Below are 20,705 nucleotides of genomic sequence, written 5' to 3' on the forward strand. Positions count from 1 at the left end.
GATGGGTGCGCCCCCGAAACGGCTCGCGGTGCGTTAGTGCTTCATCGTCGCAGCCGCCGGCGCGCCCGAATCCATGCCCGGTGCGCCGTTCGCCCCGTAAGCGGCTTCCGCGCGCTTGCGGTCCGCGAGGCGCTTGGCGGCGAGGCGTTCCTGCGCGGCGACGATGTCGCCCGGATAGTTGTCGCCGTCGCCGGCAACCGGCTCGTAGCCGACCGACTCGAGGTCGAGCAGTTCCTGGCGCACTTGCGCGCGCGTGAGCGTCGAGTGCGACGACTGTGCGTACGACGCGGCCGGTGCGGCGAGAAGAGCGGTAGCGGCGACAGTGGCGATGGCGGCGATGATGGATTTCACGGTTTCCTCGGACGATTTCGTTGCGGTTTGCTGAACCGACGAGGAAAGTTTAGGAACCTTGACCGGCCTGATAAATGGCGATTCCAGGCGAACTGTGTTCCAGAATGAGTGAGAGTGCGCGATGCTGACGGAATGCGATGGTGATCGACGTCATGTGAAAGCGCGATGCGACGACTGCGCTGACGCGTGTTCCGGCGCGTCAGCGTTCCGTCAGTCGCCGAACAACTGCCCTTGTCCGGAGATCACGCGCTCGAAATCGTCCCGCAGGAACGGCAGGATCGCATCGGCGACAGGCTGAAGCTGACGGCTCAGATAGAACGCATAGTCGATCGGCGAACGCATCGTCTCGAGCGGCTCGGGGCCGGCCGTCGTCATCACGTAGCTGATCCAGCCACCGCGCTGATACTGCAGCGGCCGGCCCTGCGCGAGGTTGAATTCGTCGGCGATGCGCGCCGCGCGCACGTGCGGCGGCACGTTGCGTTCGTACTCGCGCAGCGGCCGACGCACGCGCTTGCGGTAGACGAGCTGGTCGTCGAATTCGCCGGCGAGCGTGCGCCGCACGTAATCGCGAATGAAATCCCGGTACGGCTCGCGCCTGAATACGCGCCGGTACAGCTCGCGCTGGAACTGCTGCGCGAGCGGCGTCCAGTCGGTGCGTACCGTTTCGAGCCCCTTGAACACGAGATCCTCGCTACCGTCGGCCGTCGCCGCGAGGCCCGCGTAGCGCTTCTTGCTGCCTTCTTCCGCACCGCGTACGGTCGGCATCAGGAACCGGCGGTAATGCCGCTCGTACTGCAGCTCCAGCGCGCTGTCGAGCCCGAAGCGGTCGCGCAGGTGCGCATGCCACCAGCGGTTCACGTGCTCGACGAGCGCGCGGCCCTTGGCGCCGGCTTCGTCGTCGTCGTGCGCGCGGCCGAGCCACACGAAGGTCGAATCGGTATCGCCGTAAATCACTTCGTACCCCTGCGCTTCGATCAGCTTGCGCGTGCGATGCATGATCTCGTGGCCGCGCATCGTGATCGACGACGCAAGGCGCGGATCGAAGAAGCGGCAGCCCGTCGAGCCGAGCACCCCGTAGAACGAATTCATGATGATCTTCAGCGCCTGCGACAGCGGCGCGTTGCGCTGCCGCTTCGCGTCGTCGCGGCCTTCCCATACGCGGCGCACGATATCGGGCAGGCAGTGCGCGGTGCGCGAGAAGCGCGCGCCGAGAAAGCCGGGCACCGATGCGTCGTCGCCGGGATTTGCGAGCCCTTCGATCAGGCCGACCGGATCGATCAGGAACGTGCGGATGATCGACGGATAGAGGCTCTTGTAGTCGAACACGAGCACCGAGTCGTACAGCCCGGGGCGCGAATCCATCACGAAGCCGCCGGGGCTGTTCTGCCCCGTCACGTCGCCGAGGTTCGGCGCGACATAGCCGAGCCGGTGCATGCGCGGCAGGTACAGGTGCGTGAAGGCCGCCACCGACCCGCCGGTGCGGTCGGCCGCGAGCCCCGTGACGCTCGCGCGTTCCAGCGCGAAGGACAGCAGGTCGGCCTTGTCGAAGATGCGCGTGACGAGCTCGCAGTCCTTCAGGTTGTAGCGCGCGAGCGCGGGCTTGTCGTGGTCGAAGCGGCGCTGGATCTCGTCCATCCGCTGGTACGGATTGTCGATCGACTTGCCTTCGCCGAGCAGCGCTTGCGACACGTATTCGAGGCTGAACGACGGGAACGTCCACGTCGCCGATTTCAGCATGTCGATGCCGTCGAGGATCAGCCGGCCGGCCGCGCCCGCGAAGAAGTGGTCGGGCTGCTGGCCGTGCGCGCGCCAGTCGAGCACGCTGCCGCCGCGCCCGAGCTTGAGCGGCACGCCGTATTGCTCCGCGTGCGCATGCAGGATGCGCAGGTCGAATTGCACGAGGTTCCAGCCGATCACCGCATCGGGATCGTGTTCGTCGAACCAGTCGTTCAGGCGCGCGAGCATCGCGGCCCGGGTGTCGCAGTAGTCGAGGCGGAAGTCGACGGCGCTCGCGCCGGCATCGCCGTTCGGCGGTCCGAGCATGTAGACCTGCCGTTGCCCGCAGCCTTCGAGCGCGATCGAATACAGCTCGCCGTGGACGCTGGTTTCGATGTCGAGCGACACGCAGCGCAGCGCCGGGCGGTAGCCGGCCGCGGGCTTCAGCTCGCCGCCGGTCAGCGTGCCGTCGCGGCCGGGCTGGCCGCGAAACTCGACGCATGCGGTGATGAAGCGCTCCATCGCATAGCGATCGGGCGGCTGCACGTCGGTTTCGTAGACGTCGACGCCGGCCGCCGCGAGGCGCTTCTGGAGCCCGGACAGGTGGCGATAGCGCCGGCAATAGAGGCCGACGACCGGGCGTCGGCTGAAATCGCGCAGCGCGAGCGGGCGCAGTTCCGCCTCGCGTTCGCCGGCCAGCGTGCGTTCGGCGAGCGCCTGCTGTTCGGCCGGAATGAACGCGACGGCTTCCTGCGGGCGCAACCGCACGCGGCGCGGACCGCGTTCGGTTGCCAGCCAGAACTCGATCTCGATACCGGATGCGGTGTCCCGCCAGTGGCGGGTAAGGATGAAACCCTGCTCGAACGCCGTCAAAACGCTTGCTCGTCGTGGATGCCCAGGCGGCGGATTTTAGCGCTTGAATGGCAGTCGTGCCGCCGGCGGGCGTTTGGCACCAGGCGGCAGGAAGTCGTCGGGCGATGCGCTTGCAGCGCAATGGAAGCGACGGCATGTCGCTGACGGCGGAAGCGGACGGCCACGCGCACGATGGGCAACGGACGCTATTCGCGACGCAGCGCTTCGAGCACGGTTGAGGGCGACCGCTGGCCGGCGCCATACCCGTTCGACTGTAGCCTGGGCATCATGCCGACCACGAAGTCGATGAACGCCCTGACCTTGGCCGGGACGTGGTTTCGACTGGGATAGTAGACGTAAAGAGGAAACGTCTCGCCGCACCAGTCCGTCAAAACCGGCTCCAGCGTGCCCGCGCGCAGGTGCGTGTCGATTCCGAGGTCGATCACCTGGGCGATCCCGAAGCCGGCGAGGCAGGCGCCGATCTTGGTTCCCGCATCCGTGACGGTCAGGGAGCCGCTGACGGCCACTTTCACTTTCTCGTCGTCACGCCAGAACTCCCAGTCGAAGGGCCTGCCGGTGGCCGGGTCGATCGCGAGGATGCATTCATGGCCGCCGTCGACCAGATCCTGCGGCGACCTTGGCCGACCGCGCTGCTCCAGGTAGGACGGCGCGGCCAGAGTCAGTACCCGAGGACTGTATAGCCTGCGGCAGACCAAGGTCGAAATAGAAGGCGGTCCAAATCGGATGGCGAGATCGAATCCCTCGCTGACCAGGTCCGACAGATCGCTCCGGGTTTCCAGCTTCAGGTGAAGCGCGGGGTGATCCTTCATGAACCGGGTCAGCTCCGGTGCCAGCACGAGGCGCGCGAACACGGCATCGCACGCGACACGGAGCGTTCCGTTGACGACCGAGGTCTGGTCGGAGGCGTCGACGGCCGCCTCTTCGATTCCGTGGAGTAACGGCAGCACTTTCGACAACAACGCATGGCCGGCGTCCGTCACTTCGACGTGCCGGCTGGTGCGATGCACGAGCTTCGCGCGCAGGCGGTCCTCCAGTCGCTGGATGGCGCGACTGACCGCCGGCTGAGTCTTGCCCAGACGAGATGCTGCACGGCTGAAGCTGCCGGATTCGGCCAGGGCTGCCAGGACGAGCAAGCCGCTGACCAGCCCTCCATCGAGGTCTTCCATCATCCATGTGTTCCTGTAATGGCAGCGATAACCGGGTCGCCGTAGCAGAGAGCGGGAAGGATCGCTCACTATACGAGCCGTTCACTACCGAGGAAAGCCGACAATGACCCAGACCCAAGCCGTCGTCGCCTTGATCGACGATTATTTCAACCTCGCTTATGAGCCGAAGAGCCGTGACTTCGACAAGATTTTCCATCCGAACGGCTTCGTTCAGTGGCTGGATGAAGGCCGGTTGCGCACGCTGTCGTCGTCGGAGTACGCGGCGCTCGTCAACGGGAGGCCCAGTCCGCGATCGGCCGGCGCGCCCCGAGACGAGGCGATCCTCGCGATGCAGCATGTCTCGGACGGTCTTTCGACGGCGACGGTGCGAGTGCGGATAGGCAACAGGCTGTTCAACGATCACTTCGTCATGCACAAGGTGGAGGGCCGCTGGTTGATCGCGACCAAGGCGTCCGCCATCGTGCGTACGTTCGACTGAAGCGCGGCGCGGCAGATGCGCATCGGTGTCCGGTTTTCGCAAGCGCGCGACAAGGTGTGCGCTGATACCGACGAATAAAAACCCCGGGAAATTCATCGATTTCCCGGGGTTTTTACGCCGTTGAACATTGACCGACTTGAGGCGGGTGCCTGAGACTCGACTCGAATCGGCACCCTTCAAACATGCCCCTCATGCTCGATCGCCCCACCATTCCCGACCCGCGCCGCGACCCTCACCGGCGCCCCTGAAGCCCGCGCCGCCCGCTTCGCCCACATCGCCGTCAGAATCGGCACGAGTATCGCCGTCACGAGGCACGCGGTCGCGACGATCGCGGTCGCCGCCGGCACCATCGGCTTGAACTTCGGAATCATCTCGCCGATGATCGCCGGGTTCGCGACCGCGGCGCCCGCCGTCGACGACGCGGCAAGCCCGGCCGTCCCGTTGCCGCCGCCCAGAAACTTGTCGGCGAGCATCAACGGCACGCCCGTCACGACGATCACCGCGAGCCCGAGCGCGATGCCCGGCAGCCCGCTCTTCGCGATCACGTTCAGATCGATGCCGTTGCCGAGTGCGAACCCGAAGAACGGAATCAGCGGATGCACGCAGCGTCCGAACAATTCGCGCAGCTCCACATCGAGGTTGCCGAGCGTGAAGCCGATCAGGAACGGCAGCACCGCGCCGACGAAGAGCCGCGTCTCGAACACCGCGACGCCGGCCGCGCCGAGAATCAGCATGCTGACGAGCGGCCCCGATTCGATCGACATCAGCACGAACGCGCCGGCCTCTTCCTTGCTGCCGTACTGCTGCATCACGGCCGCATAAAGGCCGCCGTTGGTCATGTCCATCGACGTCGTGATCGCGAGCAGCGACAGTCCCGCGAAGAGGCCCGTGCGGATGCCGTCGTCGGGGATGAACTGCGCGGCGATCAGCGTCGCGAGCCAGGCGACCACGATCTTCGTCGCGAGCAGCGTGCCCGATTTGCGCAGCACGACGCCCGTCGCGCGCAGGTTGATCGTCGCGCCCATGCAGAAGAACCAGACGGCGAGGATCGGCACCGTGCCCGCGATCAGGCCGTTGGTGAACGAGCCGAGGTATTTCCCGGCATTCGGTGCGAACGTGTGCACGCACGCGCCCAGCAGCATCGGGACCAGCATGAGCCCGCCCGGAATGCGGTCGATGGCCTGTTTCAGCTTCAAGTCTCCTCCGTGGACGTCGATGCGTCCCGTTGTCGAATGATGTCTGCCGACTGACTATAGGACATGATTCGGAACGATGGTCCGTTTTTGTGAATTTAGGCGGTAGTCGTATACCCGTAATACGTAACGGCATTGATAAGAAAGGAATTTATCGACCTGCCAAGCGAGATCGAAAATCCGGATCGACGTTCCGAATTCAAGAAATGTGTGCTTCAATCTTCATCAGGGCGATCGGCGGCGACGATGCCGGCGGCGTGTCCGTTTCCCATGGAGAACCGGCATGGAAGTGCGGCAGGGCATTCACAGCGAGCACGCGAAGGCGCTCGACACCCCCGGCTTGCGCCGGCATTTCCTGGTGGAGAACGTGTTCGCGCCGGACGCGCTGTCGCTCACCTACAGCCATATCGACCGCATCATCGTCGGCGGCGCGTGGCCCGCCACGCGGCCGGTCGAAGTGCCGGCGTCGCTCGGCGCCGCGATGGGCGTGAGCCATCTGCTGGAGCGGCGCGAACTCGGGGCGATCAACATCGGCGGGGCCGGCTGGGTCGAGGTCGACGGGCAGCGTCATGCGGTGGGCACGGAGGAGGCGATCTACGTCGGGCAAGGCGGGCAGGCCGTCGTGTTCGGCAGCGACGATCGCGCGCAGCCCGCGAAGTTCTACCTGAACTGCGCGCCCGCGCACACGGCTTATCCGACCCGCACGATCACGCTCGCGCAGGCATCGCCCGAAACGCTCGGCGACGCGGCCACGAGCAACCGCCGCACGATCTACAAGTTCATCGTGCCCGACGTATTGCCGACCTGCCAGTTGTCGATGGGGATGACGAAACTCGAGCCCGGCAGCCTGTGGAACACGATGCCGTGTCACACGCACGAGCGACGGATGGAGGTGTATTTCTACTTCAACCTCGCCGCCGACGCGGCCGTGTTCCACATGCTCGGCGAGCCGCAGGAGACGCGTCACGTGGTGGTGCACAACGAGCAGGCCGTGATCTCGCCGAGCTGGTCGATTCATTCCGGCGTCGGCACGAAGGCGTACACGTTCATCTGGGGGATGGTCGGCGAGAACCAGGTGTTCAAGGACATGGACCACATCGCCGTTGCCGACCTGCGCTGACATCATGAAACGCGATACGACCGATCTTCCCGCCGCCGATGCGCATGCCGCGCTCGCCGGCCTGTTCGACCTGACCGGCAAGGTCGCGATCGTCACCGGCTGCAACACCGGGCTGGGCGCGGCGATGGCCGTCGCGCTCGCGTCGGCCGGGTGCGACATCGTCGGCGCGAACCGTTCGTCGTCCGATGCAACGTCGGCGCGCGTGACGGCCGCGGGACGGCGTTTCGTCGACGTGCGCGCGGATCTGTCGACGCTCGAGCCGGTCGAGCGGATCGTCGGCGGCGCGCTCGACGCGTTCGGCCATGTCGACATCCTCGTCAACAACGCGGGCATGATCCACCGCTGCGATGCGCTCGAGTTCACCGAGGCCGACTGGGACGCGGTGATCGACGTGAACCTGAAGAGCGTATTTTTCCTGTCGCAGGCGGTCGCGCGGCAGATGGTGCGGCAAGGGCGTGGCGGCAAGATCGTGAACGTCGCGTCGATGCTGTCGTTCCAGGGCGGCATTCGCGTGGCGTCGTACACGGCGTCGAAGAGCGGCGTGCTGGGCCTCACCCGGCTGCTCGCGAACGAATGGGCCGCGCACGGGATCAACGTGAACGCGATCGCGCCCGGCTACATGGCGACCGACAACACCGCACAGCTGCGCGAGGACAGCCGGCGCAGCGACGAAATCCTCGCCCGCATCCCGGCCGGCCGCTGGGGCGTGCCGGACGATCTCGCGGGCGCGGCGGTGTTTCTCGCGTCGCGCGCGTCGGACTACGTGCACGGCCACACGCTCGCCGTCGACGGCGGCTGGCTCGCGCGCTGACCGTATTGCGCGACGAACGCGTTATGCTCTCCCGATTCGCATCTCACGGATTCACGGACATGACAGCAACGCCCAGGCAGCGCAAGCGCGATCACGCGAACCAGGAAACCGGGGCGGACCTTTCGGCGGCAGGCGCCGTCGAGAAGCCCGATTCGGTTGCCGCCGTCGGCAAGGTCTTCACGATCCTCGCCGCGCTCGGCGAGCGCCGCGAGGTCGGCATCAGCGAACTGTCGCACCAGCTCGGCATGTCGAAGACGACGGTGCATCGCTTCCTGCAGACGCTCAAGGCGCTCGGCTATGTCGCGCAGGAAGGCGAGACCGATCGCTACCGGCTGACGATCCGGCTGTTCGAGCTCGGCAGCAAGGCACTGGAGAGCGTGGATCTCGTGCGCGAGGCCGATCTCGAGATGCGCCGCATCGGGCAACTGACGCGCGAAGCCGTGCATCTCGGCGCGTTCGACGAGGACGCGATCATCTACATCCACAAGATCGACGCCGATTACGGGCTGCGCATGCAGTCGCGCATCGGCCGGCGCAATCCGCTGTACAGCACGGCGATCGGCAAGGTGCTGCTCGCATGGATGTCGCCAGCCGACGCGCGGGCGGTGCTGGCCGGCATCGAGTTCAGGAAGTCGACCGCGAAAACGCTCGCGTCGGCGGATGCGGTGATGAGCATCCTGCCGCACGTGCGGCGGCAGGGCTATGGCGAGGACAACGAGGAGCAGGAAGATGGCCTGCTGTGTCTCGCGGTGCCCGTGTTCGATCGTTTCGGTCGCGTGATCGCGGGGCTGTCGCTGTCGTTTCCGACGATGCGGTGCGGTGCGGACACGAAAGCGCATTACGTCGCGTTGCTGAAGGAGGCCGGGCAGGCGATTTCCGAGCGGCTCGGGCATCGTCCGGAAGCGGCCGGGGTCGAAGCGACGACGGTCGCGCAGGATTGAACGTGGGCCGGCCGCGAACCGGCAAACCGAAAAAATACGGTATCCAGAACGAATCATGCAGATGAAAGCGACGATGCGCATCGGCGTCGCGATGCTGGTGCTCGGCGCGAGCCTGGGCGCGAACGGCACGCACGCGAAGAGCACGGTCGATTGCGGCAAGCTCGACGCAGCCACGAGCGGCCCGGACGACAACTTCCGGCCGCCTGCGTCCGGCACGGTCGTCGGCGCGGGGCGCGCGTATTTCTACTCGGCGCCCGACGCGCAGTGCGTCACGAAGCGGACCTTCATCGTCCCCGGCGATTCGGTGACCGTCTACAAGTCGCACGGGCGCTGGTACAACGTCATGTACGTGAACGGCGAGACCGGCGACGATTTCGAAGGATGGATCGAGCAGGGCCGCGTACACCTCGGCGGTCAATACGGTGCGCAGTAGTCGCCGTCCGCGGCGCCGCTACACCGCTGCCCCGGCGAAATCCCGTGTCAGGTGCTCCGCGCGCATGGGGCGCTGATACAGGTAGCCCTGCGCATACTGGATCCCGACCGCTTGCAACGCGCGATGCTGCGCTTCCGTCTCCACGCCTTCCGCGATGATCTTCAGGCCGTAGTGATGCGCGACGGCCGCGATCCCCTCGATCAGCCTCGCGCTGCCATGGTCCAGTTGCGAGACGAACTGTCGATCGATCTTCACGTAGTCGAACGGAAAGCGCGACAGCATGTCGAGATTGCTGTGATGCGTGCCGAAGTCGTCGATCGCGAACTTCGCGCCTTTCGACCGCAGCGCCTGGAAGATCTCGGTGGTTCGCGCGTTCTTCTCGAGCAGGATGCGTTCGGTGACTTCGAGCACCAGCGTGAAGCCGGGCGGCAGCGCACGGATCGCTTCCTCGACGACGGCCACGAACCGTCCGCGCTCGAGGTCCTGCGGTGCGACGTTCACCGCGATGCGCAGCGGCGCGGACGGCGTCAGCGCGGTCAGCTCCGACACGGCGGTGCGCAGCACGAATTCGGTGACCTTCGGCAGCACGGTGCTCGATTCCACCTGCGGGATGAACACGGCCGGGCTGATGGCCCCCCACTTCGGATGGTGCCAGCGCAGCAGCGCTTCGACGCCGACCGTCCTGCGCGTCCGCACATCGACGATCGGCTGGTACACGACATGGAATTCGTTGCGCCGGAGCGCGTGGCGCACGGCCTTCAGCAACAGCCGCCGCGGCGCCATCGCGAGCAGGTAGGCGGCCATCACGAGGCTGTCGGCCAGCAGCACGATCGTCGCGCAGATCAACCGGTAGTGGCGCTGGACTTGCGACGCGTAGTGCGTCGATGCGATGACCGACACCGTGAACGGCCAGCGCTGCGAAGCGATCGTGCTGCCGCCCGCGGGACCTGTGTCCGTTTCCGGCGTGAACTTCCCGTGCTGATCGAGACGGCCCGAACCTGCGATCGACAGCACGGCCGTCGCCGCTTCATTGCCGGTGCCGTGGGCGAGCGCGTCGGCTACGTAGTCGCCTTCGATCAGGTACAGGACGCCCGCGCCGCGCGCGGTGGCGCGAAACGCGGACAGCACCGGAATGTCGTGCTGGAACGGCGTCTGCCGCAGCAGCGTGACGACCGTCGAGCCTGGGTCCGGTTCGCGTGCATAGGCGGCGAGCGGCAGGTCGATCGAACCGAGCGCCGACGAGCACATGACGCGCCCGTCATTCACCAGCGCGACCGCACGCAGGTAGCGCAGGCGAGTGCCCACTTCGGCCAGCGTCCGGAACACCGTCGCGCAGGGCCGGCCGACGAGTGCGGTCAGCTCGTCCGCGTGCCGAAGGCGAACGCCGTCCAGGATGCGGTCTACGGAATTCACGATGTCGTTTGCGACGACGCGCTCATGCGCGGTGACGGCGTCGCCCGCGTAGCGGTCGGCCAGCACGATCGCGAACGCGGGCACGAGCACGCAAATGATCGCGGCGGCGAGAAACACGATGCGCGGCCACGCGCCGCTGCGGTGGAAAACGGGCTTCGAGCCGCGGGGGCGCGCCCACGGTCCTCCGGTTGCCTTTGGTGTTGTTCGCATGGCGTGGCAAATCGAACCGGTCGATGTGCAAACGGCGCGCATGCCGCATGCCTGATCCGGGCCATGCGGCTCGCGCGCCGGTTTCGGGACGCCGGTCGATTCGGCCGCTGCGACGGGCATCGGCGCGAGCCTGTCGCGATCGACCATCTATCCGGCAGCATTCCGTAATAACATGCTCGCATCAAGCATGTATATGGACGCAGCGTACCGAAAAAAGCCCCGGCCGCACGATGTGTGCAGCCGGGACAAAGACACCGTCTCTTGGCACGAGGATGGTGCGCGGCAAGTATAAGATGCGACGCGCCATTGCGAAATATTGTTGTTTAAATATTGATGCGATTTCTCGATTGTGTCTCAAAAAGAAACATTTTCATGCGGAGCCGTTGTCGGTCCGCTGCCAACCGGGGCGTTGCGATGGAAGAAAATTCCGCATCCCCGGTCATTGTGACCGATGGCGCCGCCGCGGCGGACGGTGGTTCACTGTGGATTCGGATCTCGGTGGACGGAGCCGCCCGCGACTATTCGCTCGATCGCGCGCTTGCATCGCGCGGTACGCCGCGTTACGACAGCATTCGCGGCGCGCACGGCGTGCTGTCGAGCGAAGAACGGCGGGAATTGCGGGGGCTGCTGGAGCGCATTGCCGACGCCGCGATGTGGGCCGGCATCGTCGGCACGTTCATCGAGGTGCTGAAGCGTCCCGACGCGTCATGAGCGTGCGGTGCCCGCGGCGATTCAGAAATCGTTGTGCATCTTGCGGAGCAGGCCGCCGGGCGACTGGTGCGTGTCCACGGCGGTGAGGACATCGGTCAGGAACCACGGCAGGTTCAGTTGCGTGTCGGAATCGCCGACGCAGACGCGGATCGGCGGCGCATGGGAGGATGAACCGGCGCCCTGGGCGGTGTCTCGCGACGGTACGCAATTCTTTGCGTATGCCTGAGTCGGGGCCGCCGAGGCGGCGCCCGATGGCGCGCCGGCGACAGCCGGCACACCGATGGCGGCAAACAGGGTCAGGACGGCGGCAAGCGCGACGCGTTTCATGGGAGTCCTCCGACGATGCTCGTTCGACCCGGCGAGCCGCCGCGAGTTCGTCGGCGCGAGATGCCGGCCGGCCACACCGCTGCAGGCTGCGGCGCTGCGCTTCACGTCACTGATACCCGTAACACTGCTTCAGCCCCGCGTAGTCGTAGAAGTGGCTGCCCGGCGCGATCTTCGCGCCGTCGCACGCGGCCTGAAAATCCGTCTCGCGCTCGTTGTACAGCATCTTCACGATGAGCCGCGACCCGTTGTGATAGACGTCCCACTGCATGTTCGCGGCCATCGGCGACACCTGGTCGCCGCGCCACGGGTTGTTCGCATACGTGTACGTCTGTGCCTGCGGTGTCGGCACGAACACGTTCTTCAGATTCATGATCGACGCGAACGGAATCACGATCTCCGCATGCGTGAAGCGCAGCTTCGCGGCGTGCGTCAGGTCCCCGCGCGCGATTGCGTCGACTTCGCCGAAGAAGTCGTCCTGCAGCACCTTCGCCATCCGGTACGTCACCGGGTTCGCTTCCTGGATGCCGGGCCCTTTCTGATAGTAGTCCTCGGCATCCTGCAGATACGCGAGATACTGCGCCTGCTCGGCGCCGATGTACTTCTCCATCGTGACGCCGCCGGTTTCCGCGGTCATGGCGGGCGCAACCTGCAACAGGTTGTACAGCACGTTCACCGCGTCGACGGCCGTCGCGATCTTCGTCTTGCCGTCGCCCTTCAGCGTGTTGGTGAATTTGCCGTCCGACGACGTGAACGCATAGGTGCCGGTGTTCGCGAACGTGTAGCCGTCGGAGCCGAGCTTCGCGATGAAGGCCGGCGACACGAGTGCGGACAGCACCGTCTGCGCGACGTCGGCCGCCTGCGGCGCGGCCTTGATCGCCTTCAGCTTCGCGGCCACCGTCGCGTCGTTTGCGTAGGCCTGGTACGCCTGGCTCGCCTGATAGGTCGCGTAGTACGGATCGCTCGTGTCGGTCACGAGATCGGTGGCCGGCTTCAGCGAGTGGAAATACAGCAGGAAGCGGTTGGTGCCGGCCGGCTGCGCGACCGGTGCGCTCGCCGGATAGCCGGCCGGCGCGGCCGGCAGCGTGATGGCCGGCGCCAGTGCCGGCTGCGCGGCGACGAGTGCCGCCGAGAAATACGTCGAGCTTTCGACCGCGCGATCCTGGCCCGAGTTGACGACGACCACCTGCCGATTGCCCGTCGCGAACAGCGCGGGCAGCCGCTGCGCGAGACGCGCGGCGAGTTGCTGATGTTCGCGGATGCCGGTTTGAGTCAGGTTGCCGTAACCGGGTGTCGAGATGCCCTGCACGCCGTAGCCGAGCAGCGCATTGGCCTTCATCATCGCGTACGTGTCGGCCTTGAGCTGCGCGCCGAGCGTGGTCAGCGCGCCGTCGGCCTCGGCCTTGGCCAGCATCGCGTAGATCGCGCCGTCGTACTTGAAGCCCGACAGCCCGCGCGAGCCGTGACGTGCGACGAGTTCGGTATAGACCGGCGCGTAGCCGGCCGGCGGCGCTTCATACGTTGCGGCGTCCTGCTGCGGGCGGTACGGCGTCTTCGTCTGGTAGTAGGTCGCGGGTGCCGGGGCCGGCGCGGGCTCAGGCATGGGCTGCGGCGCGGGCGCCGTGCCGTTGTTGTCGGCCGACGTGGCAGGCGGCGTCGAGTCATCCCCGCCGCAAGCGGCGAGCAACAGGCAGGCAATCGTGAGAGCGGCGGCGGTGCGGATCGGGCGTGTCATCGTGGCGGGCAACGGACGGGACGATGCGCATGCGCGTCGTCCCGTCGCCGGGGGAAAGTGGTCGAGCCCCGCAGTGTTGCAAGCGACTTTGACAGCAGAATGTCAGGATGCGGTCGGGCAATCGTCGGATTGCCGCCGGATCGATGACGATGGCCGGCTCGAGCCGGCCCGGGCGCTGGCGTTCAGTGCAGCCCGGCCGATGCGATCGAGCGCACCGTGTCGGTGATGTTCACACAGCGCGACAACCCGAAATGCTCAGCTTCGCGGCGTTCCGGTTCGCTGCTCGCGATCCCGACCGCGCGCTCCCGCGGCACGCCGAGCGCCTGCAGCGCGACGTCGAACGGATGCCGATTCGATCGGGAGTCCTGTTGATCAGTGTCCGTGACGACGACCGAGAAGCGGTCGAGGTTCGCGCGGCCGAACTGGCCTTCGAACATGTCGTTGAGCCGCGCGGCCGGCAGCGTCGTGACGAGGCCGAGCCGATATCCTTCTTCCGATGCCCGGTCCAGCCAACGGAGGATCGCGTCGCGTTGATGGCGCGACTCGCGCGAATCCGGCGTTGCTTCGATCTGCGCGAATGCTGCGTCGAGACGGGTGACGATGGCTTCGATGACCACGGTGATTCCTTTTCAGAAACGTGATGATCCGTTCGCCGACGGGAATGCCACACACCTTAGCGTCGATGCGGAAAACGCGACCAATCAATATTTATAGCCGACTCATACGATTCGACTTATGAATGGGGTGGCGAGCCAGAGCGGGCGCGGGATACGCGCAGCACGGCATTTCACGCACGCATCGCATTGTATTGACGGCGTTCGATGCGATGCACCGGCGTGGCGCACATTCCGGCTGCATCGCGCATATCGATATAAAAAAAACGGCATATCGGACGATGTTCGCCCGATATGCCGCGCTGTGAGGCTGCGTGCGAACGGCGACGATCAATGCAACTTGATCGACGGCTGGTTGCGGCTTTGCAGCCAGTGGCTCAGCGACTGGAACAGCGCGCGCTTCATGCCGACCACGCTGAACAGGTGCTTGCGATACAGGAACTTGTACAGCCCGATCGCCGCCAGGCCGTCGACGATCAGCGAGCGCATGCGGATATCCGCCTGATACACGGCGCCCGCATGCCCGAGCGACACGACGGTGCCCGCATCGCGGAACGTGAAGCCGGGCACGGGCTTGCCGGCGACGCGGCGTGCGAATGCGTCGGCCAGATACAGGGCCTGCTGATGCGCGACCTGCGCACGCGGCGGCAGGAACGCGCCTGCACCGGCCGACGGGCACGCGGCGCAGTCGCCGAACGCGTACACGTGCGGATCGTCGGGCGTCTGCAGCGTGTCGGTCACGATCACCTGGTTCGAGCGGTTGAGCGCGATGTCGCCGATGTCCCGCAGCATCGCGGGGCCGGCGACGCCGGCTGCCCAGATCGTGATGTCGCTCGCGAGGCGTTCGCCGGTTGCGGTCGTCACGGCATCCGCGCCGACTTCCGCCACGCGCGTATCGGTCAGCACGTCGACGTTCAGCGCGCGAAGCTGCGCGTGCATCTTGCCGGACAGCCGTTCGTCGAGCGCCGGCAGGATGCGCGGGCCGCCTTCGATCAGCCGGATATGCACGTCGCGCGCGGACACCAGCGCCTTGAAGCGATACGTCGTCAGTTGCTGGACCGCATGCCGCAGCGCGGCGGCCAGCTCGACGCCCGTTGCGCCCGCACCGATCACGTTGATGCAGATCGGCGCGCCACGCCGTGCCGGCTGCTGCTCGGCCAGGTGATTCGCCTTCGTGCAGGCAGCAAGGAACTTGCGGCGGAAATCCTCGGCCTGGTCGAGGTTTTCGAGCGGCAGCGCATGACGCGCGGCGCCCGGCACGTTGAAGTAGTTCGTCACGCTGCCGACCGCCAGCACGAGATCGTCATAGTCGAGCACGCGTTGCGGCAGGATTTCCGTGCCGTCCGCATCCTGCACGGCCGCGATCGTCGCCGTGCGTGCCGCGCGATCGACCCGCTGCAGCGCGCCCTGCACGAAGCGAAAGCCGTGGCGCTTCGCCTGCGCCGCGTATTCGATCGTGTGGGAAGCCGGATCGCGATGGCCCGACGCGGCTTCGTGCAGCAGCGGCTTCCAGAAGTGCGTCGGATAGCGGTCGACGAGCACGACCTCGGCTTGCCCGCGGCGTCCGACCGTATCGGCGAGACGCGTCGCGAGCTGCAGGCCGCCGGCGCCGCCGCCGACGATCACGATGCGCGGCGGGTGCGGTGCGCGGTTCGCTGCAAGGTTGGGCGTGACGTTGTCCATGTTGGGCTCCCGCTGAATGACGATTCGGATGACATTGCTCAGGAACCGACGATATAGTTTCGAACCCACTCGAACAATTTAATGTTTATAAGCGACTCATATGTATTCACTTATAGGAAAGACCGCGACGTTCCGGCAATTGAAGGCGCTGGACATGATTGCGCGGCTCGGCAGCGTGTCGCGCGCGGCCGAGGAGCTGAACCTGACGCAGCCGGCGGTGTCGCTGCAGGTTCGGCTGCTCGAAGAGGCCGTGGGCGCCGCGTTGCTGCAGCGAGTGGGGCGCGGCGTGCAACTGACCGCGACCGGCGAGATCGTCGCGCGCTACGCGCGCGAGATCCTGCATCTGTGGAGCGAGGCCGGCGACGAAGTGGCCGCGCTGACGGGCGATCTCGGCGGCACGCTGCGGATCGGCGCGATCACGACGGCCGAATACCTGATCCCGCCGCTGCTCGTCAAATTCACCGCGACGCGTCCGCACGTGAAGACGTATTTCAAGGTCGGTAATCGCGACGACATCATCCGCATGCTCGCGACGCATGAAATCGATCTCGCGGTGATGGGCAGCGCACCGAAGGAACTGCGTACGCATGCGGTCGAGTTCGCGAAGCACCCGATGGTGTTCGTCGCGGCGCCCGGCCACCCGCTGATGCGGCGCAAGCGCGTCGCGCTGAAGGATCTCGAATCCGCGCACCTGCTCGTGCGCGAACGCGGCGCCGGCACGCGCTCGACCGTCGAGAGCCTGTTCAAGAATGCGGGCCACCGCTTTCATGTGGGCTCCGAACTGTCGAGCAACGAGGCGATCAAGCAGATGGCCGAAGCCGGGCTCGGCGTCGCGTTCCTGTCGTTGCACGCGTGTGCGCTCGAACTGCGCACGGGGCTGCTCGGGCAACTGCCGTTTCCCGGCAACCCGATCGAGCGCGAATGGTATGTGGTGACGCTCGCCGACCGGCGCATCTCGCAGGTGACGGGGTTGTTTCGCGATTTCCTGATCAAGCAGGGCGCGCCGGTGATCGACGGCGCGACGGTGGCGCCGCACGAGCGGCGGCGCAAGTAGGCGGCCGCAAGTAGGCGACGCAAGTAAGCGGGGTGTCGACCGGCCGGTCAGACGAGCCCGAAATCGTCGTTGCTGTCGGGAATCGACGCGAGCAACCGTTCGAGCCGGTGCCAGCCGACGATGCGCAGGCACCACGCTGCGATGGCGGTGCGGCCGCGGCGGGCGTGGGCGCCGGATGAAGGGCGGCCGGCGCGGGGCGAGCGCGCGACGAACGCCGCGCGTTGCGGGCAGTAATGGGGCATGACGGGCTCCGTAGGTGTCGGATGAGCCGATCGTAAGCGGGGCGGCGCCCGTCTGCGCGCACGCAAGGATCGTCCCGAGCAGAAACGGATGATCTTTTTCTGCTTGACCCGGAGACGGCCGGGCACGGCCGGCACGCCGGCGCGAAACGCGTCACAATGCGCATTCGTCACCCGATCTGGTGGAGACCCTCGATGAGCGATCCGATTCTTGCCGCACCGACGGACAACGGCGTCCCGGTCAGCCTGCGCTCCAGCCGCGGGCTCGGCTGGCACGGCTTCGGCGCGTCGCTGCTGGAGATCCGCGCGGGCACGTACCGGATTCCGGCAGCCGAGCATCACCGGATCGGCGTGCATATCGGCGCGCCGGTGCGGGCGGATTGCGTATGCGACGGCGAGCGCGTGTCGCGTATCCAGGCGCACGGCGACGTCGACGTGATTCCGGCCGGCCTGCCCGGCCAGTGGACCGACAGCGCCGACTGCCGGATCCTGCACATCGCGCTCAGCGACACCTTCGTGCGGCGCACGGTCGAGCAGCTCGACCTGAAGCCGTCGCACGCGCAGATCCGCCGGCGGCTGCAGGTGCGCGACCCGAGGCTGCAGCACATCGCATGGGCGATGGCCGCCGAACTCGAAGCGGAAGACGCATCGGATCCGCTCTATGCGGAAAGCCTGTGCACGGCGCTCGTCGCGCGGCTGGTCGACGGCCGGCCCGCGTTTCGCGAACGCCGGCGCACGCTGGCGCCGAAGGCCGCGGCGCGCGTGATCGACTATGTCGAGGCGAATCTCGACCGGCGCATGACACTGGCCGAGCTCGCGGCGCTCGTGTCGATCAGCGTGCCGCATTTCAAGGTGCTGTTCCGCGAAACGCTCGGGATGCCCGTGCATCAGTACGTCGTGCGGCGGCGGGTGGAGCGCGCGAAGGCGCTGCTGCTCGAAGGCCGGCTCAGCATCAGCCAGATTGCGCTGGAAGCCGGGTTTGCGCATCAGAGTCACATGGCGAACTGGATGAACCGCGTGCTCGGCGCGACGCCGACGGAGATTGCGCGGTCGGGTGCGCGAGGCGGGTTGCGGCTTGCCTATGACGGCGAGGATGGGGGCAGGGACGCATGACGAAACAGCGGTGCACGGGCGTTGCATGCGATTCGACGGCAATTGTCCGACAGGTGTTGGACAATTGCCGTGCTCGCTTCTCCGGCGCACACGAGCGCTGTCGACGCGCGACGCGTCGGATGTGAGCGGCGGTTCGTTTCAGGTGGGTTGTGCCTCGTGATCGGCAGATCGCCCGACCCGACGCGATCGGTGTCGCATCCAGCAGCGCGCATGGCAACGGCCGTTCATCCCGCCATCCTTTTCTGCTCGATTCATCCGTCCGTGCGCGCCACCCGGGCCGCGCATGCCGACAATCACAGCACTTCCATCCCCCAAGGAGCGAATCGTGTTCGTGATCTTCGGCGCATCCGGCAACGTCGGCCAGTCGACCGTGACGACCTTGCGCAACGCAGGCCATTCCGTGCGCGCGGTGCTGCGCGACGCACGCCATCGTGAACGCTTCGTGCAACTCGGCTGCGATGTCGCGATCGCGGACCTGACCGACGCGCACGCGATCGCCGAGGCGATCGACGGCGCGCAGGTCGTGCAGATGCTGTGCCCGGTGCCAGTTGCCGACCCCGATCCGGCCGCGACGATGACGCGGACGACCGACGCGGCGACCGCCGCGCTCGCCGTGAACCCGCCGCCCGCGCTGCTGGCGTTGTCGGATTACGGCGCGGAGCTTGAAGGCAATACGGGTATCACGCGCCTGTTCCATGACTTCGAGGAACGGCTGAAGACGATCCCCACGCAATTGACGCTGCTGCGGTCGGCCGAGCATGTGCAGAACTGGGCCCGCGTGCTGTCGGTCGCGCTGGGCACCGGCGTGCTGCCGAGCTTCCACCATCCGGTCGACAAGGTGTTTCCGACGGTCTGGGCGCCCGACGTGGGCGTCGTCGCGGCGCGGCTGCTGCTCGATGCGCCGGAAGGCGGCAGCGGGCCGCGCATCGTCAGCGTCGAAGGGCCGCGGCGGGTGAGCGTGACGGCGATCGCGGCTACGTTGGGCACGGCGGCGGGCCGTGCGATCGTCGCGCACGAGCTGCCGCGCGACACGTGGAGCGCGACGCTGCTGCGCGCCGGGCTCAGCGAACGCCATGCGCAGCTGATCGTCGATTTGTACGACGTGCACAACGCGGGGCGGATCGACGTCGAGGCCGACGTGTCGGAGCGGGTGTACGGTACGACTCCGCTGGAGGAGGCCCTTGCGCAACTGGTGCGCCGGCATGCGCGTTGAGCGAAGCGTCGGCGCGCGGCGCGTCACGCAGGCCGTCGCACCTTGTTCAACACCGCATACGACAGGGATCCGATCACGATCCCCCAGAACGCTGACCCGAGCCCGAGCCACGTCATTCCCGACGCGGTCGCGAGGAACGTGATCACCGACGCTTCGCGATGGTTCTCGTCCTCGAAGATGCCGTGCACGTTCGCGCCGATCGCGCCGATCAGCGCGAGCCCCGCCAGAATCGCGACGAACGCCTTCGGCAGTGCGAAGAACACCGTGACGATCGTGCCGGCGAAGAGGCCGCCGATCAGGTAGAACGCGCCGTTCGCGAGCCCGGCGACGTACCGTCGTTCCGCGTCCTCGTGCGCGTCCTTGCCGGTGCACAGCGCCGCGGTAATCGCCGCGACGACGATCGTGATCCCGCCGAAGCACGCGACGACCAGCGACATCACGCTGGTCGCCGTAATGATCGGGCGCGCCGGCGTGCGATAGCCGGACACGCGCAAAATCGTCATCCCCGGCAGGAACTGGCCGGTGAGGCTGACGACGACGAGCGGCAGCGCCAGGCTGAGCGTCGTGCCGAGCGTCCACTCGGGGGCGATGAAGATCGGCCGCGCGAGGCTCGGCGACACGTTGCCGAGATGCGTCATCCCGAGCAGCGTCGCGAGCGCGGCGCCCGTCAGCAGCACGAGCACGATGCTGTAGCGCGGCAGCAGGCGCCTGAAGATCACGTAGGCGGCGATCATCCCGAACGCGAGCGCGGGCTGCGCGGACGCGGCCGAGAACGCATGCATGCCGAACGGCAGCAGGATGCCGGCCATCATCCCGCAGGCGATGCCGCGCGGGATGTGGCGCACCAGCCGGTCGAAATAGCCGGAGACGCCGATTGCCAGGATGATCAGCGCGGCCGTGATGTACGCGCCGACGGCCTGATTGAGCGTCAGTTGCGGAAACAGGCCGACGAGCAGCGCGGTGCCGGGCGCCGACCACGCGGTGACGACCGGCACCTTCAGCTTCCAGCTGGCGACGAGGCCCGACACGCCCGCGCCGATCGAGATCGCCCAGACCCATGACGACACCATGTCGTTGGACGCGTGCGCGGCCTGCGACGCCTGGAAGAAGATCGCGAGCGGGCCTGCATAGGAAATCAGGACCGCAAGAAAACCCGCGGTGATCGCGGAAACGGACCAGTCGTGGCCGAGCGTGCGGATCGCGCCGGATGGGGTGTTCGGTTGCATCGTCGTCGGGGAATGCGGCGCGCGGCCGGGCGGCGGAGCCGGGGCGAATGATGGTCGGAAGCCCGGATGAGCCGCCATTCTGGACATT

The 20,705-nt window shown here is 66.8% G+C and carries 20 protein-coding genes; 9 read left to right on the plus strand and 11 right to left on the minus strand.

Annotated features, from left to right (window positions below; all coding sequences use genetic code 11):
• Positions 1-33 precede the first annotated feature (33 nt).
• From WT24_RS08375 to WT24_RS08385, 3 genes are all read right to left on the minus strand, one after another.
• Positions 34-351, minus strand: coding sequence for a DUF4148 domain-containing protein (locus WT24_RS08375; RefSeq protein WP_060032589.1), 318 nt, complete (start codon positions 349-351; stop codon positions 34-36).
• Positions 352-561: 210 nt separating this feature from the next.
• Positions 562-2,940 (minus strand): DNA polymerase II, encoded by a 2,379-nt coding sequence (locus tag WT24_RS08380; protein ID WP_060032592.1) that lies wholly within the window; start codon positions 2,938-2,940, stop codon positions 562-564.
• 185 nt (positions 2,941-3,125) lie between these two features.
• The gene (locus tag WT24_RS08385) at positions 3,126-4,109 is read right to left on the minus strand and encodes a LysR family transcriptional regulator (RefSeq protein WP_257127332.1); all 984 of its coding nucleotides are present in this window, start codon (positions 4,107-4,109) and stop codon (positions 3,126-3,128) included.
• Positions 4,110-4,209: 100 nt separating this feature from the next.
• Here WT24_RS08385 and WT24_RS08390 point away from each other — a divergent pair, with 100 nt between their 5' ends.
• The gene (locus tag WT24_RS08390; RefSeq protein WP_060032596.1) at positions 4,210-4,584 is read left to right on the plus strand and encodes a nuclear transport factor 2 family protein; all 375 of its coding nucleotides are present in this window, start codon (positions 4,210-4,212) and stop codon (positions 4,582-4,584) included.
• A 176-nt stretch (positions 4,585-4,760) separates the two neighbouring features.
• Here the strand turns inward: WT24_RS08390 and kdgT are convergent, their stop codons facing one another.
• Positions 4,761-5,780, minus strand: a complete 1,020-nt coding sequence (gene kdgT, locus WT24_RS08395; protein WP_060032600.1) for a 2-keto-3-deoxygluconate transporter — start codon at positions 5,778-5,780, stop codon at positions 4,761-4,763.
• Between the two features lie 280 nt (positions 5,781-6,060).
• Here kdgT and kduI point away from each other — a divergent pair, with 280 nt between their 5' ends.
• The 4 genes from kduI (at position 6,061) to WT24_RS08415 (ending at position 9,082) form a co-directional block, all read left to right on the plus strand.
• Entirely contained in the window at positions 6,061-6,897 is an 837-nt protein-coding gene (gene kduI / locus WT24_RS08400; protein WP_060032603.1) for a 5-dehydro-4-deoxy-D-glucuronate isomerase, read from the plus strand.
• A 4-nt stretch (positions 6,898-6,901) separates the two neighbouring features.
• Complete coding sequence (kduD, locus tag WT24_RS08405) at positions 6,902-7,708, plus strand: 2-dehydro-3-deoxy-D-gluconate 5-dehydrogenase KduD (RefSeq protein WP_060032606.1); 807 nt, start codon at positions 6,902-6,904, stop codon at positions 7,706-7,708.
• 59 nt (positions 7,709-7,767) lie between these two features.
• Positions 7,768-8,649 carry a DNA-binding transcriptional regulator KdgR gene (gene kdgR, locus WT24_RS08410; RefSeq protein ID WP_060032609.1) on the plus strand — a complete coding sequence of 294 codons (882 nt, stop codon included), beginning with the start codon at positions 7,768-7,770 and terminating at the stop codon, positions 8,647-8,649.
• Between the two features lie 61 nt (positions 8,650-8,710).
• Positions 8,711-9,082 carry a hypothetical protein gene (locus tag WT24_RS08415; protein WP_060032744.1) on the plus strand — a complete coding sequence of 124 codons (372 nt, stop codon included), beginning with the start codon at positions 8,711-8,713 and terminating at the stop codon, positions 9,080-9,082.
• An 18-nt stretch (positions 9,083-9,100) separates the two neighbouring features.
• On the opposite strand, the gene WT24_RS08420 is transcribed toward WT24_RS08415, so the two are convergent.
• Entirely contained in the window at positions 9,101-10,705 is a 1,605-nt protein-coding gene (locus WT24_RS08420) for an EAL domain-containing protein (RefSeq protein ID WP_060032747.1), read from the minus strand.
• Positions 10,706-11,038: 333 nt separating this feature from the next.
• On the opposite strand from WT24_RS08420, the gene WT24_RS08425 reads away from it, so the two are divergent.
• Positions 11,039-11,416 carry a hypothetical protein gene (locus tag WT24_RS08425; protein ID WP_257127454.1) on the plus strand — a complete coding sequence of 126 codons (378 nt, stop codon included), beginning with the start codon at positions 11,039-11,041 and terminating at the stop codon, positions 11,414-11,416.
• 21 nt (positions 11,417-11,437) lie between these two features.
• Here WT24_RS08425 and WT24_RS08430 read toward each other — a convergent pair whose 3' ends face one another.
• From WT24_RS08430 to WT24_RS08445, 4 genes are all read right to left on the minus strand, one after another.
• A complete protein-coding gene (locus WT24_RS08430) occupies positions 11,438-11,743 on the minus strand; it encodes a hypothetical protein (protein WP_060032615.1) in 306 nt (101 codons plus the stop codon).
• Between the two features lie 106 nt (positions 11,744-11,849).
• Positions 11,850-13,475 carry a histidine-type phosphatase gene (locus WT24_RS08435; protein WP_060032618.1) on the minus strand — a complete coding sequence of 542 codons (1,626 nt, stop codon included), beginning with the start codon at positions 13,473-13,475 and terminating at the stop codon, positions 11,850-11,852.
• Positions 13,476-13,657: 182 nt separating this feature from the next.
• Positions 13,658-14,092, minus strand: a complete 435-nt coding sequence (locus tag WT24_RS08440) for a phosphatase (RefSeq protein ID WP_060032621.1) — start codon at positions 14,090-14,092, stop codon at positions 13,658-13,660.
• Between the two features lie 327 nt (positions 14,093-14,419).
• On the minus strand, positions 14,420-15,772 hold the full coding sequence (locus WT24_RS08445; RefSeq protein WP_060032624.1) for an NAD(P)/FAD-dependent oxidoreductase: 1,353 nt from the start codon (positions 15,770-15,772) through the stop codon (positions 14,420-14,422).
• A gap of 100 nt (positions 15,773-15,872) precedes the next feature.
• Here WT24_RS08445 and WT24_RS08450 point away from each other — a divergent pair, with 100 nt between their 5' ends.
• Complete coding sequence (locus WT24_RS08450) at positions 15,873-16,826, plus strand: LysR family transcriptional regulator (protein WP_060032627.1); 954 nt, start codon at positions 15,873-15,875, stop codon at positions 16,824-16,826.
• A 47-nt stretch (positions 16,827-16,873) separates the two neighbouring features.
• On the opposite strand, the gene WT24_RS08455 is transcribed toward WT24_RS08450, so the two are convergent.
• Positions 16,874-17,068, minus strand: coding sequence for a hypothetical protein (locus WT24_RS08455; protein ID WP_059503691.1), 195 nt, complete (start codon positions 17,066-17,068; stop codon positions 16,874-16,876).
• 192 nt (positions 17,069-17,260) lie between these two features.
• Between WT24_RS08455 and WT24_RS08460 the strand changes: the two genes are divergently transcribed.
• Together WT24_RS08460 and WT24_RS08465 are read left to right on the plus strand one after the other, a co-directional pair.
• Positions 17,261-18,178 carry an AraC family transcriptional regulator gene (locus tag WT24_RS08460; protein WP_060032630.1) on the plus strand — a complete coding sequence of 306 codons (918 nt, stop codon included), beginning with the start codon at positions 17,261-17,263 and terminating at the stop codon, positions 18,176-18,178.
• A 325-nt stretch (positions 18,179-18,503) separates the two neighbouring features.
• On the plus strand, positions 18,504-19,391 hold the full coding sequence (locus WT24_RS08465; protein WP_060032634.1) for an NAD(P)H-binding protein: 888 nt from the start codon (positions 18,504-18,506) through the stop codon (positions 19,389-19,391).
• Between the two features lie 23 nt (positions 19,392-19,414).
• On the opposite strand, the gene WT24_RS08470 is transcribed toward WT24_RS08465, so the two are convergent.
• The gene (locus WT24_RS08470; protein ID WP_060032636.1) at positions 19,415-20,617 is read right to left on the minus strand and encodes a benzoate/H(+) symporter BenE family transporter; all 1,203 of its coding nucleotides are present in this window, start codon (positions 20,615-20,617) and stop codon (positions 19,415-19,417) included.
• Positions 20,618-20,705: the final 88 nt, after the last annotated feature.

Source organism: Burkholderia sp. MSMB1078WGS (assembly GCF_001528895.1).
Classification (GTDB): Bacteria; Pseudomonadota; Gammaproteobacteria; order Burkholderiales; family Burkholderiaceae; genus Burkholderia.

Bases quoted from the DNA above. Each gene is read 5' to 3' on its own strand.
- WT24_RS08415 (WP_060032744.1), top strand. From the start codon at position 8,711: ATGAAAGCGACGATGCGCATCGGCGTCGCGATGCTGGTGCTCGGCGCG.
- WT24_RS08445 (WP_060032624.1), bottom strand. From the start codon at position 15,772: ATGGACAACGTCACGCCCAACCTTGCAGCGAACCGCGCACCGCACCCG.
- WT24_RS08460 (WP_060032630.1), top strand. From the start codon at position 17,261: ATGAGCGATCCGATTCTTGCCGCACCGACGGACAACGGCGTCCCGGTC.
- kdgR (WP_060032609.1), top strand. From the start codon at position 7,768: ATGACAGCAACGCCCAGGCAGCGCAAGCGCGATCACGCGAACCAGGAA.
- WT24_RS08470 (WP_060032636.1), bottom strand. From the start codon at position 20,617: ATGCAACCGAACACCCCATCCGGCGCGATCCGCACGCTCGGCCACGAC.
- WT24_RS08450 (WP_060032627.1), top strand. From the start codon at position 15,873: ATGTATTCACTTATAGGAAAGACCGCGACGTTCCGGCAATTGAAGGCG.
- kduI (WP_060032603.1), top strand. From the start codon at position 6,061: ATGGAAGTGCGGCAGGGCATTCACAGCGAGCACGCGAAGGCGCTCGAC.
- WT24_RS08385 (WP_257127332.1), bottom strand. From the start codon at position 4,109: ATGATGGAAGACCTCGATGGAGGGCTGGTCAGCGGCTTGCTCGTCCTG.
- WT24_RS08435 (WP_060032618.1), bottom strand. From the start codon at position 13,475: ATGACACGCCCGATCCGCACCGCCGCCGCTCTCACGATTGCCTGCCTG.
- WT24_RS08455 (WP_059503691.1), bottom strand. From the start codon at position 17,068: ATGCCCCATTACTGCCCGCAACGCGCGGCGTTCGTCGCGCGCTCGCCC.
- WT24_RS08390 (WP_060032596.1), top strand. From the start codon at position 4,210: ATGACCCAGACCCAAGCCGTCGTCGCCTTGATCGACGATTATTTCAAC.
- WT24_RS08420 (WP_060032747.1), bottom strand. From the start codon at position 10,705: ATGCGAACAACACCAAAGGCAACCGGAGGACCGTGGGCGCGCCCCCGC.
- WT24_RS08430 (WP_060032615.1), bottom strand. From the start codon at position 11,743: ATGAAACGCGTCGCGCTTGCCGCCGTCCTGACCCTGTTTGCCGCCATC.
- WT24_RS08425 (WP_257127454.1), top strand. From the start codon at position 11,039: ATGCGATTTCTCGATTGTGTCTCAAAAAGAAACATTTTCATGCGGAGC.
- kduD (WP_060032606.1), top strand. From the start codon at position 6,902: ATGAAACGCGATACGACCGATCTTCCCGCCGCCGATGCGCATGCCGCG.